This is a genomic window from Ruminococcus flavefaciens, from assembly GCF_900119075.1.
GTDB lineage: Bacteria > Bacillota > Clostridia > Oscillospirales > Ruminococcaceae > Ruminococcus > Ruminococcus flavefaciens_Q.
Genome location: NZ_FPIP01000003.1, coordinates 167,665 through 184,393, shown reverse-complemented (window position 1 = coordinate 184,393; position 16,729 = coordinate 167,665). Strand labels below are relative to the sequence as shown.

The window sequence follows — 16,729 nt, the reverse complement described above, 5'->3', positions numbered from 1 at the left end:
CTTATATAATTTTTTTGATACTCGATTATTTTTTTGAAAAAAGGTATTGACAAACATTGATACAGGTTATATAATACTAACAATAAGTAAACAGCGTTCACTAAAGGAGGTGCAAAATGCCGAGAGACAAAACCGAAGCACATGAAAAAATCATAGCAGCGGCAGTCAGTGAATTTACGGAACATGGCTTTGAAAATGCATCTATGCGCAGGATAGCTTCAGAAGTCGGACTGACTGTGGGAGCGCTTTACAGGCATTTTCCAAACAAAGAGGAAATGTTTGCGGCGCTTGTAGAACCGACGATAAGCAAGCTTATGGCGAAGTATCAGGAGTTCTGCGAGCATGGCTATGAGGTCATGAAATGCGGCGATGTTCAGCAGCTCTGGAACGAAAGCGAAAGCGAGACAAAGTGGCTGATGAGCTTTATTTACGACCATTTTGATATTTTCAGGCTGCTGGTCTGCCGTTCTCAGGGAACAAGATTCGAGAGCTTTGTTCACGATATGGCACTGCTGGAGGAACGCTCTACCCTTGACTACTTCGAGCGCATGAAGCAGTACGATATGACCGTCAACGAGCTTTCAAAGCAGGAGTTCCATATGCTGGTGACAGCGAACGTCTCGGCACTGTTCGAGGCGGTGATACACGGTTTCAGCCGCGAAGAAGCAATGCATTACGCTGAGACTCTTGACGCTTTCTTTTCGGCAGGCTGGAAAAAAATACTCGGCATATAACGCCGAATATTTTTTAGCTTCATGTTAGCTTATACTAATATTTTAGGAGGATAATTTATGGAAAAACAACAGCGAAAACGCTCCACTCTCAGTTGGGTGGCTGAATTTGCAGGACAAAAGAGACCGAATTATATACTCAGCGTTCTGCTTGCGATGATAAAGGTCGTCTGCGGTATCATGCCATATGTTTACATGGCGGATATCGTGGATAAGCTTCTGAAAATGCACAGCGGAGCTCTGGAAAAGGATATGAGCCTGCTGACCGCAAGCATTGTAAAAATGGCTGTGTTCTGGCTTATATGCCGTATATGTCATGCGATATCCACACCCCTTTCTCATGCGGCGACCTTTGAAGTTCTCGCAAATATACGCCGACAGCTCACCGAAAAGCTGTCAAAGCTGCCCCTCGGTTCGGTACTTTCTCAGTCCAGCGGAACATACAAGAACATCATCTGCGAGCGCGTGGACTCCATTGAAACTACCCTTGCACACATTATTCCCGAGGTGCTGTCCAATGCTTTTGTGCCTGTGGCGCTCATAATATATATGATGACCATAAACTGGAAGCTTACCCTCATATCTCTGGTATGCGTACCAGTCGGAGCAGCATTCTTCATGCTGATGATGGTGGGCGGTCAGGAGAGCTACAACAACTGCGTTACCAAGACAAAGCACCTGAATGATACCGCCGTCGAGTACATCAACGGTATCGAAGTCATAAAGGCTTTCGGCAAGTCAAAAACTTCCTATGAAAAATTCGTCATTGCCGCAAAAGAGGGCGCTGACTGCTTCATCGACTGGATGAGAAGATGTAATCTGTGGCAGAATATCTCCCTGCTGATAATGCCCTATTTTCTGCTGGGACTGCTGCCATTCGGAGCTATGTTCTATATGAAAGGCAGCATTTCGGGCTCCGACCTGCTAATGCTGATTATCCTTTCTCTTGGCTTGGTATCGCCGTTTATGACTATCGCCTCTTACTGGGACGGCATTGCAAAAATGGGAACCGTTATCGGTGAAGCTACGGAGATCCTTGAGCGCGAGGAGCTTATCCGTCCAGACACTATGACCGAAAAGCCAAACGGTACGGATATTGTTCTGAGAGATGTGCATTTCGGCTACAAAGACGAGGAGATACTCCACGGTATCAGCCTGAATATCCGACAGGGAACAGTCAATGCTCTCGTCGGTCCTTCTGGCTCTGGAAAATCAACTATCGCAAAGCTTATCGCTTCATTCTGGGACGTTGACAGCGGCAGTATCACCTTTGGCGGCGTTGATATCCGCAAGATACCGCTGGAGCAATACAACAAGAATATCGCCTATGTTTCGCAGGATAACTACCTCTTTGATGAGACCATAATGGACAATATCCGAATGGGCAGTCCTAATGCAAGTGATGAGGACGTTATCAATGCGGCAAAAGCCTGCGGCTGTCACGACTTTATCATGCAGCTCGAACACGGCTATAATACAGTTGTCGGCGGTGCAGGCGGTCATCTTTCGGGCGGCGAAAGGCAGCGTATCTCCATTGCAAGAGCCATGCTGAAAAACGCTCCCGTCGTTATCCTTGACGAAGCAACTGCTTACACTGATCCCGAAAACGAGGCTCTTGTGCAGTCCTCTGTTGCGAAGCTGGTACAGGGAAAAACTCTGCTCGTTATCGCGCACAGACTGTCAACTATCGCTTCTGCCGACCAGATAATACTGATAAATGACGGCAAGGTGGAAGCTGTTGGAACACAGCAGGAGCTTCTGAAAAAATCGCCGCTGTACACGCAGATGTGGAACGCTCACATGGCAGTAAGGGAGGGAGCATAATGTTTACTACACTCAAAAAATTCTTTGATTTCTGCAACGTTGAGGACAGAAAAAAGCTGTATACTGCAATAGGTCTCGGCGTTGTAAAAAAATGATAATTAAAGAATAGCCAGAAGCTAAAAAGGAGTTGGGTGTGCCAACTCCTTTACAGATTATTTATCAAGTAACCAATCCAGAACATACTTCTGTTTGATTCCATTATATGATACAGGCGGATCGTTATCCATAGTCAGAAGTATCTTTGTATTATGGTCGTTGATGTTTTGCAGCGGTGAGAGTTCTCGTTCAAGAGTCTTTTCATCACGAACAGTCCATGATACCTGATAATACTCAGTATTTCCATCATAGTCAACAGCTACGAAATCAACTTCCGTATTGCCGTTTTTTCCGACATATACTTCATAACCTCTGCGAATAAGCTCCAGATATACCACATTTTCAAGGATATGTCCGTTATCTGCATTATTAGTACCGAGAAGATAATATCTGAGACCGACATCAGCTGTGTAGTATTTATCAAGCAGTTTCAGATATTCTTTCCCTTTTATGTCATATCTTCCGACACGGTACATAAGGAGGCTATCGGTAAGACCTTCAAGATAATTCTCTACGGTATGATTGGATATTTTTCTTCCTGCACTTGTCATTGAATCAGCTATCTTCTTTGATGAACAGGGACTTCCGATATTATCGAACAGATATTTTATAACGCTTTTCAGCATAAGCGGATCCTGTATTTTCTTTCTGGTGACAATATCGTTTAAAACGATAGTATTATATAAACCGTCAAGATATGTTCTTATGTTTCGCCTGTCATGAAGTTCAGTTGTATAAGGGAAGGAACTGTTATACACATAATTCCTGTAGAGTTCTTCTTTGCTTATTCCTTCAAAAGCACTTGCATACTCCTTGAACGACAGAGGGAGCATTTTCAGTTCAACGTATCTGCCTGATAACAGCGTTGCAAGCTCGCCTGACATAAAATAAGCGTTTGAACCTGTTATATAAACGTCGGTGTTCTTTTTTACGAACAGGCTGTCAACAGCTTTCTGATAATCTGTTACGCACTGTATCTCGTCCAGAAAGATATAATTTGTTTTATCAGGAAGCATACGAGATGTTATATAGCTGTACATTTTATGCCAGCCATGGAGTTCTTCATTCTCAGCTTCTTCAAAATTTAAAGATATTATCTGGTCGTCACTGACGCCTTGTTTTCTAAGCTGTTCCCAGAAAAGCTCAAATAGCGTGGATTTTCCACATCTTCTGATGCCGGTAATAACTTTGATTATTTGTTTATCCTTCCACTCGTTCAGAAATCGGAGATATTCAGGGCGATCTATCATAGTAATCAACTCCTTCTGCCATTTAGTATATGATTTTCTGGAATTATTATACCATATTTGTTTTAAAAAGTCAACAGTTGGAAATATAATTCCAACTATATTCGCGAGCGTATAGAGTTGGAATTATGTTTTTTGTTGATGAAATATAACGATGTTCAAATTAGAACGAAAACACTTATCATTCCATCATTGACTTTGCAGATTTATTTTAAGATATTATATGTCATTCGGAAACGGTTCACTGAAATCACTCACTATCATCAGTATTACTACCTTTTACTGGCTGCCCGTTTATATCCACCTCTATCATACCGTGTTTTTGCGGCTCAAATCCTTGTGGAAATATAGTTGCATAACACGGATCAAGGCAGTATTCTGCATCTTTTAAAATGTTTTTTTCAAGTTTTGTTCCACGAAGATTTGCATTTGAAAAATTAACTTTATTAAAGACTGCATTATCGATAGTTGCATTTTGAAGATTTGCTTCTCGAAAATTAGCCAAATCAAACCAAGTATCATTTAAAATAGCATCAGGCAATTTAGCTCTTTTTAAAAACGCTCCCCTTAAATCGGCATTATTTAACTTTACACCTTTCATTTTTGCGAGATATAGGCTTGTGGCAATTAAGGTTACATTTTCAAGATGCGCCTCTGTTAAATCAGCTTTATCAAATGAACAGTCTGAAAGAATTGCACAATTTAATCTAGCATGATTTAATTCTGCAGATTTAAACACCGAACCAATAAGGCAAGTGTTTCTTAAATCGGCATATTTAAGGAACCAACCAGAACAGTTTACCCTGTGATCCATGCCAAGATCTCCAATAAGGTCTTTATTTATCATGCATTTGTTTTTTTGTTCTTGGTTTTTATAACCGTGACCTGTCAGAAACCATGTCAGATTACGATAAGCACAAACTAACTGATTGTTTACAGTGAGATTTTCAACGTTATACTCCTCTGCTGCCTCAGAAATACCAATCTTACTGAGTATATCCTGTTCCATTCCTTGAATATAGAAATTCTTGAACAATTCAAAATCAAATCCTGCTTCCTCACTCTCAGTGCCGTTATAAGCGGAACGAGTCATTTCATTAAGATAATCGAAGACAGCAGTTTCATTTCCGATACCCTTGTATCTAAACGCTTCGATTATATTTCCCCAAATTTCTTTTAAGTTTTTCTCAGATTCTGTATCTGTGAAACGCTCTTTGTTTATCATTGAGAAATAATCCTCATATAATTTAACGGCAGCGAAGTACTCATATACGGTCTTATGTACGAATTCTATGCCTTTTTCTTCGCCCTTTTTATTTGCAAAGTGTGAAACCGCCAGATAAAGATCGTCATCAATCTTATAGTCAGTGGGAATATCCTCACCGTGTCTGTTCAACTCAGAAATGGTGCGATTCTTGGCAAATTCTATTCTGTCCTTCCCTTTGCTGTCGCAATTCGTTAATGTCAGTTTGTCGGTTAGGTACATCTGGTATGCAAGCTCCTTGGTGTACTGCCAATTGATAAGCTTTATCAAGCGTTCGTGATCTACTCCATCAAAAACACTGTTTGATTTTTGCATTGAAATGTGTTTGCGTTCGATGATACTGCGGAATACCTTGTCATAGAATTCACCAATGGAATTATTATCTGAAATGATAGTATTACTCTTGCAGGCAAGATAAAGTATGATTGGCAAACTAAACATTTCCAATCGTTTATCGTTTGGCGCTTTTTCTATCATTTCAGAATATGTTGCCTTGAAGCTTTTGCACCATTTTTTTTCTGTTGTGTCTGTAGTAAGATCGCTGAAATTGTCGCACCATTCACTTATTTGCGTTTTAGTCCAGTATAAGTTGATGCGATTAAGTCCTTTCATATCGTCTATTTCTTTTATCGGACGTAACGTTATCAATACCTTGATATTGTTGGCATTAAGGTCTTTTTGTAACTTTTTTATAAACTCACTGCATTTAAAATCTTTGGAAAGAACATATAATTCATCAAGTCCATCAAGAACTATTAAATGCCCTTTCAAATTTGCAATAGGAATATCAATGATATCCTGTATAATTTTCAAAGCAGAATAGGCATCTTTTTTAGCCTTTTCCGCGATTTCGCAAACATGATCTCTCAGGATAATAGGGTGTATCTCTTCTTTTGTTAGTCCTAGGATATTCTCTTCTCCCGATATTCCATACACATCGCTGATTATTTTTGTAACAAGACTTGTTTTACCTATACCTGCTGCTCCGAAAACAAACAACATTTTTTCATTGCTACGATACCAATCGTTGATTGCTTCCATTGCGTTTTGGTTACTTTTCTTATCCATCGCTTCAAGATATATTTTTCCGAGTGTAATGTTTCTGCCTTCTTCCAAGAATAAGGGACGACTATAATTATCAATGTATTCAGATGTTTCATCGTCAGGAATGTCATCGTTCTTATCTGACATAAGAAGCTCAATTATCCTATCTAATTTTTTATCATGATTCCTTTGATTCTTCTCTATAAGCCATCTTATGCCAATACTTTTATCTTCGAGAATTTTATCCTCAAAATTAGACCTTAGTTCTTTTGCTGATATACGAATATTTTCTAAGATAGCTGGATCATCTCTGCCAGGATATCCAAATTTATCAGAAATAATTGCAGTAATAGCTTCATCAGAATAAATATCGGTGTTTTTATCATTTTCAAGAAGATATGATATAACATCAGAGTAATGAAGAGAACAGTAACTATGATAACGCGCAAAGGAGCAGTATTCCGAATCGTCCTTTTTCCCTTTTCGCAACATATTTTTCAGCTCGTCTCTAAGGATGTCAGCCGTCTTTTTACCGTAAGAGCCTTCGCTGAAAAGACTTCCCGTGATTTTATCGGAAAGAGCATCGCTACCGTTTTTTACAATTACACCCATTGCGGTCAGTGTAAATGGAAGAGACCAAGGCGCAATAATAGTTACTAGAGTGCTTGCGCCCACTGCTGCTGCTTCAGCACCGATATCTAATCCAAGTTTACAAAAAAATTTCTTAACCTTACTGTCCGATGTAGAAAAAAAGCCATATTCTTCAGATTCGGAAACATCCTTACCACAATTATTGCATACAATTTTTTCACCGTCTTTTTTAAAATGCATACTTCCACATTTACAGGTATATCGTTTCATTTAAACCACTTCCTTTGAACAATTTCGATTGAGAAAAATATAGCTTTATTATAGCATACTACACTGTGATAGTCAACGAATAAACGATTGAACAAACATTCAGTCTAACTGGAACCATAGGTATACTTTTATAAAATATAGAGAAAGAAGCAAATTCTTCCGATATTTATGAAAGAACTTGCTCCATTATTAGTTTTTTACCGAGTAACATCTTTTTATTCTCTCTCAGGCTCTTTTTTGCTGATTGCGCCATAATCGGGACGAAACAATCGTCCCGATTATTTTACTTACATATTATATATTTTCTACCATAAACTTATTATATAACATCTCAAGTTCTTTTATTAATCGCCTTTCAAGTAATTCTTCATCACATTCTGCATCATTATATTTTTTTTGCAAAATAGCATATCCTGCTTCTGCACACTGTTCACACAGATCAGTACTTGCTTCAAAATTCGCATATGAATCAATTTCATCATTGTTTTTAACTGTCCCAAGAAGTACACTTGCCATTAATGCTCGATCTGCTGTTTTTAAGGCAGTAAATAGTGAAAGGTCTGTTTGCCTTTTATATTATGATGCAGGTGTAGATAATCCAAGTGCAACTGCTAATATAAAAATTTCTTTATTCTCAGCAATTCGAATTCCAAGCACGTCTTTTCCTTTTAATCCGTTTATGACGGTTTTATAATTATTACTTACATAAATAAGCTGCAGTGTTACTCTTTTTAACTAAACTATTTTTGATGATTTTTAGAATTACAATAAAATTCTATGTCTAACACGCTTTGTAAATCGTTCGAGAATTTTTCGTATTTACTGATTTGCCAATTATCAAAAAATGAAAAGACTGAAACAAAACTAATCGCAATTGAATATATACATAGAAAAATAATCAAAAGTGAAACTATATTACTTATTATATCATTTAAATCGGTTTGTGAGTTTATAATACTATTAGCAACAGCCAAAATAATAGGAATTATTAGAATTTGTAGCCATTTTTCAGCAGATTCTTTTCTTGATTTTGACTTTGCTTTAGCTTCAGCAACTATATTATTAATTCTTTTTTGCATGATTGATATCTGTTCTTCCTGGAGAAATTCAAAGCTTTCAAGCCATATTCTAAGTTCTTTACAGTAATTCTTAAAATTCTGAAATTTTTGCGGACTATTATCAATATGCATTTTTTCAGAATGAATAAAGTTTATAACACCTAAAGCTAATTCAATTATAATAAAAATAAAACTTATTATTTCTGAAAAGAATAACATTATAAAAGAAAGTAACCCACTTGTAATCATAAGAATAATGGCGATTTTTGAGAGTAACGGAAATTTCAAAAATTTATTAAATGTATCATTTTTTGACTCTTTTTTCCATTTTAAATAATTGTAAAACATATATGTTTCCATTTTTATCACCTGCAACTTAAACTTAATTTTTCATTGAAAGACGAATTACAACTCATAATTTCCCGATATTATATATGGAATACAACGTTAAATTATAATCCTCTTAATATCTCGTTAATTTCAACATTATTCATATACTCCTTTTTGTTCTCAATTTCATCTTCGATATATTTTTTGTGATTTAAAAAATCCAAACCATTCAGCAGTGGCAAAAGGCGATTTAAGTAATCAATACGCTTTTGAATTAATGGAACTTCACTACCGGACCACATCATAGAATATGATAACAGTTGCCATGATTTGAAAATTTTAAAATCCTTATTATATGATAGAAATAGCGTTATATATTCAATCCGTTTGTCTTCGTCAAGTCCTAAAATGGCTTTAGATATCATACGCATCCTTTGTTCATCGTTATAGTAAGTTCTGATAAAGTGATTGATCCATTTATCTGGTCTGTCCCTATACTGTTCATCCAAATTGCCGATTGAGACTAAACTCTTAAGTTCATCTTCCTGAAAAAATAGAGTTCCTTTTTCACACTTAATTATTGTATCAATAATACCATCAAAAATGGAACAGTAATCATCAAGTTCAAATAATTTGCTCAATTTGGTAGTATCATCGTGTGTTAAGAACGAATCATCATTCTTCCATTTTTCAAATAATAGATTTAGTATATCGGGATACTTTTCATATAGGGCTTTTAGTAGAACTCCGTGATAGTCCTCTTGACTCCTTTTTGAAATGTTGAACAGGTACAATTCGCTCAACAGGTCATAATTCCCATAAAAAATCGTAATTGTTTCTTGTACCGATTCTGGCAATGGATTCAATAGTAAATCAATATAGATTTTTACTATATATTCAGAATATTTGCGCTTAGATAAGATAATATTACAGCTTTTAATAATTACTTCATTATCAATATCGGCATATTTTTTTAAGAATAAAAGATGTCTGTTTGAAGATGAAGGAATGTATTTATCTGAATCATCTTTCAAAAATTCATACCATTTCTGTAGATGTTCAGAGTCAATATATCTCTCGGGTAATGCCTCAAAGTAGTGATACTGCCAGATATTTCTGATACTGTCGGGAGTATCCGATAATAAAGACCATATATCACTATCTGAATATACCTTAAACATCAATGAGACCTGTGTATATGGATTAAGAGGTGATTGTTTGTATTGTTTATTAAAGTAATATTTCAAGGCATCAAGATAATAGTCTGAGTGATTTAATATATACTCGAATGCATAATTGATTGCATTAATATTGTAATGGTTTAAATTTGCTTTTGAATCACAGAAAAAGTCGATAATATGATAAAAATCTTCTTTGCCAAGAGAAGAGACATATTCTTCAACATTCCTTTTTAATTCATCATATTTTTCTAAATAATCTAAATCATCATCGTCACTTTTTCCAAATGTCTTGTATTGACCAAATGATTTTGAATGAAAAAAAGCAATGAATTCTTCAGATGGAGTTATGTCAGAATATTTATAGATACTTTGAAGATGACTTAGAATACAACAGAAATAATAGGACTCTTTATTTCTGAACAGATTAAGCAGATTAAAAATATATGGTTGATCGTTTTCTATTATTTCTTTACTTTTTTTACTGCTCGGATTTCCATAATTATACAGAATATTTTCAATAGCTTCCACTTCTATACCATGAGAGTACATTTCTTTAAGGTTATTCCATATCATGCGTCGGTACTCAGTTACCCCCTTGCTATTAACTAATTCTAAGCGAAACCATACTCCACTATATTGACGTCTGGTTTCAAGTCCGTCAAAATGAAATCTAAGGAAATATTTAGCGATACTTACGAATAATCTACATATGTATCTATTTCGCCAATTATCAGATTTTTCAATTAGTTGTTCAATATACAGTTTCAAGGTGTAAAAGTCAAATTTATATGAATCTTTATCTACTCCATAGTAATTTTTGCCGACATTATAAAACTGATCTATCAAATCAGGTCTCTTCTCATAATATAAGAAGTATAAGTCAAGAGCTGTTGATAGATCATTAGTATTTGAAAATCCGCCTAAAATTTCAAGTATATCATCGTTAACAGAATTGTTTCTATCATCAATTTTCAAATCTTCAACGGCTGTATTAGCCTGCGGAGTATTATCGATTTTGTCTTTTACTAACAATAAGGCTTCTGTAGGATTGGCTCTATAAAACACTTTAACGTATTCCCAGAAAAAAATAGGATCTTTTTCTGATAATTCGTTCCATAATTCTTTAACTTCCGAAAACAGGTAATCTTGGTTTTCGTGATTAATAAACAAGTTAGTAATAACATTTATTGAAGTGATAGTTTGTGTTTTATTGACCTTAAATGAATATCTAATCATATCAGAGAGTTTTATCCACTTTTCTTTAATAAAAACATAGAAGAGAAGATAGTTTGATAGGCACTGATCTGCAAACCTGACAGCTTTTTCTTTGTAAATATTGATTATTTCTTCCTTATGAAGCTTGAAAAGCGCTTCTTTGAATTCCTCAACTGTTAAATTACAAAGAGATATAACATCAATCAATTCATTAAGGTTATCCAAGTGAATAGCACCTATAAAGGCAGCTACAGCTGCAGCTGAAAACAGTTTCTTATCCGCATTTTTGATGTTTGATAAGTATTTTCCGTAAAATGAAGAATAAATATCTGTTACGTCGTTTATAGCTTCTAACGAATCAGTATCTATTGCGATTTTTCCTGCCCAAAAAGCTATTCTTGCATTTCCTTCAGCTATTTTAGTTATTCGATCAAGATAAAACTGATTGGTAATGCTAAATTCACTCTTAATCAGTTCCTCGATTTCGTCGTCTTTCATCAGTGAAACAGTTTGAACTTTAATATTAGTAATGGGCTTTAATTCAGTAATTACACTTTGAAGAGCATAATTTCTTACGGTTAGAATGATTTTAAAATCAGAGCCGTCATGCTCGTTAAAGAAGTTTATTATCGTTTCGAGTTGTGTAAGTTCATTTGCATCGTCAATAAGAACCATATATTTGCCTGATGTTTTAAAGAATAAATGAAGATCATCATAGATATTAAGGTTGTTGTTCCTGATACAAAAAACTTCATAGCTGTTCTTTTCGGCATATCTATGACAGCATTCTAAAGCAAGTCGAGTTTTACCCACACCAGGAGCACCACATAGTAAAACTGCTTTTTGATCATCTAATGCACTAAATATAGATTGTATCTCTTCTGTTCTGAATTTAAAATCGGTATCAATTGGAGCTGCTGTTTTGGCTTTATTATAATTCCTGATATAATCATCATACGAAAGAATTTGGTCTGTAGCAATAGTTATACCGAGGTGCTGTTTTACAAGGTATCTATGATTATTAAGGAGTTCATTTGCCAACCAATCTATACCATATATTCGTAACAATATTCCTTTAGATTGGCAACGCTCTTTTAATTCTTTATCTTGTTCTGGAGTAAGATTTGATGTTGTATGGAAGTATAGAATTTCAGCTATGTTATCATGTTCTATGTGTGTATACTCTTCGTTAAGACACTTATCTATATCCAATGAAACTTTGTTGTATATGGAGTCTTTCTTCGTTGTATATTCGATAAATATATACTTGCCACTTTTGTCAATGCAACAATAGGTATCAGGTGTTCCGGAAGTTGTTTTATTTGTACCAGGTTTTGAGCCTAAACATACTATATTGTTGTATCCACATTCATTTAAGTATTCGTCGCATAGATTTTGAAATGCTCCGCCTTCAAGTTGCAAAATCGCATTTTGAATATCTGTTTTATAGGACATATTTGCCTCCCTATTTAATGTCAATTCACTAAAAAATTATAAATAATTAAGATAATCGAACAGATTTCTCATGCAACTGCATTATTATTGATACTTTCGATAGCTTTCTTGATACTCTGCCAGATACTTAAATCGGAAAATATCTCCACTACGCTGCCATTATCAGTGAACGGGGATTCCTGAAGAATCGACAAGTCTTTCATAACGCCATTGCGAACGATATACTCAACTATCTGATTAACGAAGTATATCTGCTTACTGTCAAGCGCGGTATTATTAAGAAATACGGAAAACGCTTCCTTTGCAGCATTCATATCAAGTCCGACTATGCCTCTTACAAATTCGCCGAGAGGCTTGTCCCCATACTCATTAGCATAATCCTCATGAGTACCAACATTGCTCCAAAGTATCTTCTCAAGAGCAGCAACATCTTCAGCATTCAAAGGCTGATTGGTTTTCAGCTTTGCAATAGCCGCTTCGTCCTGATGCTTGCGGATATATTCCTCTGCCTTGTATTTGCAGCCTTTCAGATCATCATTATCAAGCTGAGATTCATTCCACTGCGGATCCATTATCTCGTCGTCAAAATTGGTCTCGTATATGATCTTTCCGACAGGAATGTACTTTATAAGTCCGCGTATTTTTTCTCTTATGTTTTCAAAATCCTCAATGCCGCCACGTTCAATGAGGTCAGTATTGAGTATCCTGTCAATAAGGTCTTTCTGTGCGGTGATCTCGGGGATATTACCAACGCTTGCAACTGCACTGACCTTTTTGTACAAATCAGTCTTGCGCCTTGAGTATGCCTTGCCCGCCAGTATTGACAGCTCAATTCCGTATATCAACGCATCAAATCGCACAGCTTTCGGGTCATCATCGTAGGAAAGGATAAGCGGGGCTATTTCATCAGCAACTATAAGCGTATCCTCAAACTTTAATGATGAATAATTCTGTATATCGGAATACTGCTCAACATATTTCAGATGCTGTCTTACGGCAAAGTTTTCCCTGTTAAGCGCTCTGACTCTTTCAGCCATATCATCAACGAACGACTTTCTGAGAGAGATGAAATAATCCGTCTGGTAAGCTATATCCTGGAGCTTATACGCCATCTGGAATTTCAGCGACCATACCGCTCCCTGTAAGCAAATAAGGTTAGGTGTAGCCTTGCCTTTGTTCATGCGGAAAAACTCAAAGTTACCGCAGAAGTCAAAGATATAGAATTTGTTTTTGTCAACACCGTCTATAAGGTTCGGGCACAGTCTTGTTCCTCTGCCGATCATCTGCCAGAACTTAGCCTTACTCATCACCTTCTTGAAGAATACGAGGTTAAGTATCTCAGGCACATCAATACCGGTATCGAGCATATCAACAGAAATAGCTATCTGTGGGAGTTTCTTAGGATCAGAGAACTCATCGATAAGTGACTGAGCGTAATTTATCCTGTTATCAATGACCTTGGCATATCCTGCAAGTTTCGGATATTCGCTGTTGAATATTTCAAGTATCCTTTCTGCGTGATTATGATTGGCTGCGAAGATGATAGTCTTTCCGATTTTCTGACCATAATCAATCTTCAAACCATTTTTCATAATGAGGTCAAGTGCTTTCCTGATAGTATCCGTATTCATTACCCAGTTGTTAAGTGCTGACGGAGCTATCTTTTCGGGAATGTCACCGTCCTCATCGACAAATGTATTTTCATACTGTTCCTTGTCCTCGTCAGAGAGCTCATCGTAAACGATTCCTTTTGTCAGGAACTTCAGCTCGGTCTCAACTGACAGAAAATCGACAAGATAGCCGTCCTGAACAGCCTGTGCCAGCTCATAACCATATGTTGGAGAACCATTTCCAAGCTCGAATATCTCATATGTATTCTTGTCTATCTCGTCCTTTGGAGTAGCGGTCAGACCTACCAGCGGAGCATCAAAATATGTGAAAATATCGCGGTATTTATTGTATATGGAGCGATGTGCTTCGTCGCAGATTATAAGATCAAAGTGACCGCAGGTAAACAGCTTTCCCTCCTCATCGTGAACGGAATCAATACAGTTCATCATTGTGGGATAGGTCGAAAAGACACAGTGCGCATTATAGTTGTCCTTATCTTCGCAGAGATTGGTAACAGAGAGTTCAGGCAGCAGATTAACAAAGCTGCGCTTTGCCTGCGTGACAAGAGCGTTTCTGTCGGCGAGGAAAAGAATATTCTTCACCCAGCCTTTTTTCAGCAGAACATCGCAGAGTCCCACAACTGTTCGTGTCTTGCCCGAGCCTGTTGCCATAACAAGCAGTGCCTTACGTCTGTGTTTGTTATCAAAAGTATCACATACCGCCTTGATAGCGCCCTCCTGATAGTATCTGTCTGCAATATCTTTATTGACCATTACATTCGCAAGGCTCTCACGCATTTTCTGGAGGTTGAACAACTTTTCAAGGTCTCGCTTGGAATAGATATTCGACACCTTTCGCTCGGGATATACATTGTCAGTTATCCTCGTTTCAAAGCCGTTTGTCAGGAATATCACAGGACGTCTGCCGAACTTCTTTTCAAGGATGTCTGCATAGAGCTTCGCCTGCTGACGTCCCTTTGACACGTCCACGCAGGTACGCTTTGCCTCGACTACTGCCAGCGGACGGCCGTCGTCACCGTAGAGAACATAGTCCGCATAACCGACCTCGGACTTGTTAGGCATACCGGGCAGCTCCACCTCGTTGAGCCAGTCGCTGCCCTCAGTCCAGCCTGCATCCCGGAGCATAACGTCGATATACAGCTTTCTCGTCTTGTACTCGGAGAGCTCCAGCGGCTTCTTGACATAGGTCTGCTCACGGTCGATACGCTGAGCGGTGAGCTGCTCGCGAAGCTCGGCATTTTCGGCTTTGAGGGCTTCGAGGTCAACATCGGGAAGGACAGGGGCAGAGCCTGCACTATGGGACTTGCAAAGCTCGGCATTGAAATCACTGCCGCTGTAATCCTCACCGTAGCAATAGGCGAGGAAGTCCGTGAACACAAACAGATTTTCAAGGCAGAGCAGAGCTTCCTCCTCGGTGCGCTTGGAGTTATCATGCACAGCCTTGTTGCCGCATTTGCGGATATAGTCGAGCCTGCGCCAAATATCATCGCCTGCGATATCGCGGAAATCCTCGTTGTTAATGAGATTATTGAGCCTGTCATCGTAAGGCGTTTCTAGGTCGGAATCGGCGGAGTACATCCATTTGACCGCAAACTCCATAGCGCTGCGGCAGGTCTGGACGCAGATATTCGCGTCGATACCGAGCGTTTTCTCGGCTACTATTGCTGTATCGGCGAAAGCCGTGAACTGCGGCTCGTTTTTGAGAAAGTCGAAGTTGGTCATGGATGTCACGCTCCTTTATTAGAACTATTCTTACATCAGAACCGTTTAATGATTATTAAACTTTATCATTCAAATACATTTTTTATAAATCTGACAATAACTTGCGGCGTTGATTTTTCATAAGAAAATTTATAATTTAACATTTGTTCATCAATTGGGACATCACTTTTATAAAGAATCAAAAATATAAGGCTTTTAACATTACTGTTTTCAGAGTAAAAATTCTTCAGTCCATCTAAAGTTTTTAATACTTCAGCCTTCTTGCTAGAAGTGTTGATCCATTTAGCTTCAATAACAATTTTATTATCAGCTATTCCGAAATCCGCATATTTTTTGGCTCCATCAATTGTAATCATTAAATTTTCGGGGCAAATATCAGGGTATATTGGGCGAAGTATTAAATGAATCATATTCTGAAAATCATATTCATTATTGATTTTGATTGTATCAAAAGAAAAGGATTTTGCATTTCTTTGAAAGTTTAATGGCTTTTTCATAGCGATTTCTATCATTTTGGTAATACTGTCTGCTATTTCTTGCCATGTGCTACCTGCAAAATATGGTTTTATTCCTGAAGTTGCAAGATTTGCCAGAGCTTTATTCAGTGTTTCGGCATTATTGTCCATTGGGAAAGACGGAATGATACTCATTTTAAAGTCGATATCCTTTAAAGTTTGAATTTCCCAATTTGAATATTCTTCCGAGAAACCGTTGTCTTTTTCCCAAAGCAAGATTGCATCCAGTTGTTCAATAAGGTTAGAATTTTTACCGTCATTTCTGAATACAACATTACTTCCGTTTATAACTGATGAAGCAACCTTTTCGTCATATGAAGTAAACAAATCCACAGGAGGATATTCATCATGCAACCATGAATTAACATCCGATGTAGAAATGACACCATCTGTAAAAGCCAGTAAATCAATATCAGATCTGTAACTTCCCGTTTTATAAGCGCGGGAACCAAATAAGTAAACTGCTTTGATTTCCGGATGATGTGCAACCAAAGTATTTATTATATCTTGTAAATTCCATAATATCAATGCTGAATTTTTCATATTATTTCTCCT

9 protein-coding genes are annotated in these 16,729 nt (G+C 37.2%); 2 read left to right on the top strand and 7 right to left on the bottom strand.

The window, feature by feature from the left end; genetic code table 11:
• Positions 1–116: 116 nt before the first annotated feature.
• Complete coding sequence (locus BT105_RS05735; RefSeq protein ID WP_072299845.1) at positions 117–734, top strand: TetR/AcrR family transcriptional regulator; 618 nt, start codon at positions 117–119, stop codon at positions 732–734.
• Between the two features lie 57 nt (positions 735–791).
• A complete protein-coding gene (locus BT105_RS05730; protein WP_072299844.1) occupies positions 792–2,555 on the top strand; it encodes an ABC transporter ATP-binding protein in 1,764 nt (587 codons plus the stop codon).
• A gap of 152 nt (positions 2,556–2,707) precedes the next feature.
• Here the strand turns inward: BT105_RS05730 and BT105_RS05725 are convergent, their stop codons facing one another.
• The 7 genes from BT105_RS05725 to BT105_RS05695 all read right to left on the bottom strand — a co-directional run bounded on the left by BT105_RS05725 (position 2,708) and on the right by BT105_RS05695 (position 16,717).
• On the bottom strand, positions 2,708–3,901 hold the full coding sequence (locus BT105_RS05725) for an ATP-binding protein (protein WP_072299843.1): 1,194 nt from the start codon (positions 3,899–3,901) through the stop codon (positions 2,708–2,710).
• A 247-nt stretch (positions 3,902–4,148) separates the two neighbouring features.
• Positions 4,149–7,067: a pentapeptide repeat-containing protein gene (locus BT105_RS05720; protein ID WP_072299842.1), complete on the bottom strand. Its 2,919-nt coding sequence runs from the start codon at positions 7,065–7,067 to the stop codon at positions 4,149–4,151.
• Between the two features lie 294 nt (positions 7,068–7,361).
• Complete coding sequence (locus BT105_RS05715) at positions 7,362–7,583, bottom strand: hypothetical protein (RefSeq protein ID WP_072299841.1); 222 nt, start codon at positions 7,581–7,583, stop codon at positions 7,362–7,364.
• Positions 7,584–7,807: 224 nt separating this feature from the next.
• Entirely contained in the window at positions 7,808–8,485 is a 678-nt protein-coding gene (locus tag BT105_RS05710; protein WP_072299840.1) for a hypothetical protein, read from the bottom strand.
• A 92-nt stretch (positions 8,486–8,577) separates the two neighbouring features.
• Entirely contained in the window at positions 8,578–12,306 is a 3,729-nt protein-coding gene (locus BT105_RS05705; protein ID WP_072299839.1) for an nSTAND3 domain-containing NTPase, read from the bottom strand.
• Between the two features lie 68 nt (positions 12,307–12,374).
• Positions 12,375–15,659: a DEAD/DEAH box helicase family protein gene (locus tag BT105_RS05700; protein WP_072299838.1), complete on the bottom strand. Its 3,285-nt coding sequence runs from the start codon at positions 15,657–15,659 to the stop codon at positions 12,375–12,377.
• Between the two features lie 65 nt (positions 15,660–15,724).
• Complete coding sequence (locus BT105_RS05695) at positions 15,725–16,717, bottom strand: PD-(D/E)XK nuclease domain-containing protein (RefSeq protein WP_072299837.1); 993 nt, start codon at positions 16,715–16,717, stop codon at positions 15,725–15,727.
• Positions 16,718–16,729 lie beyond the last annotated feature (12 nt).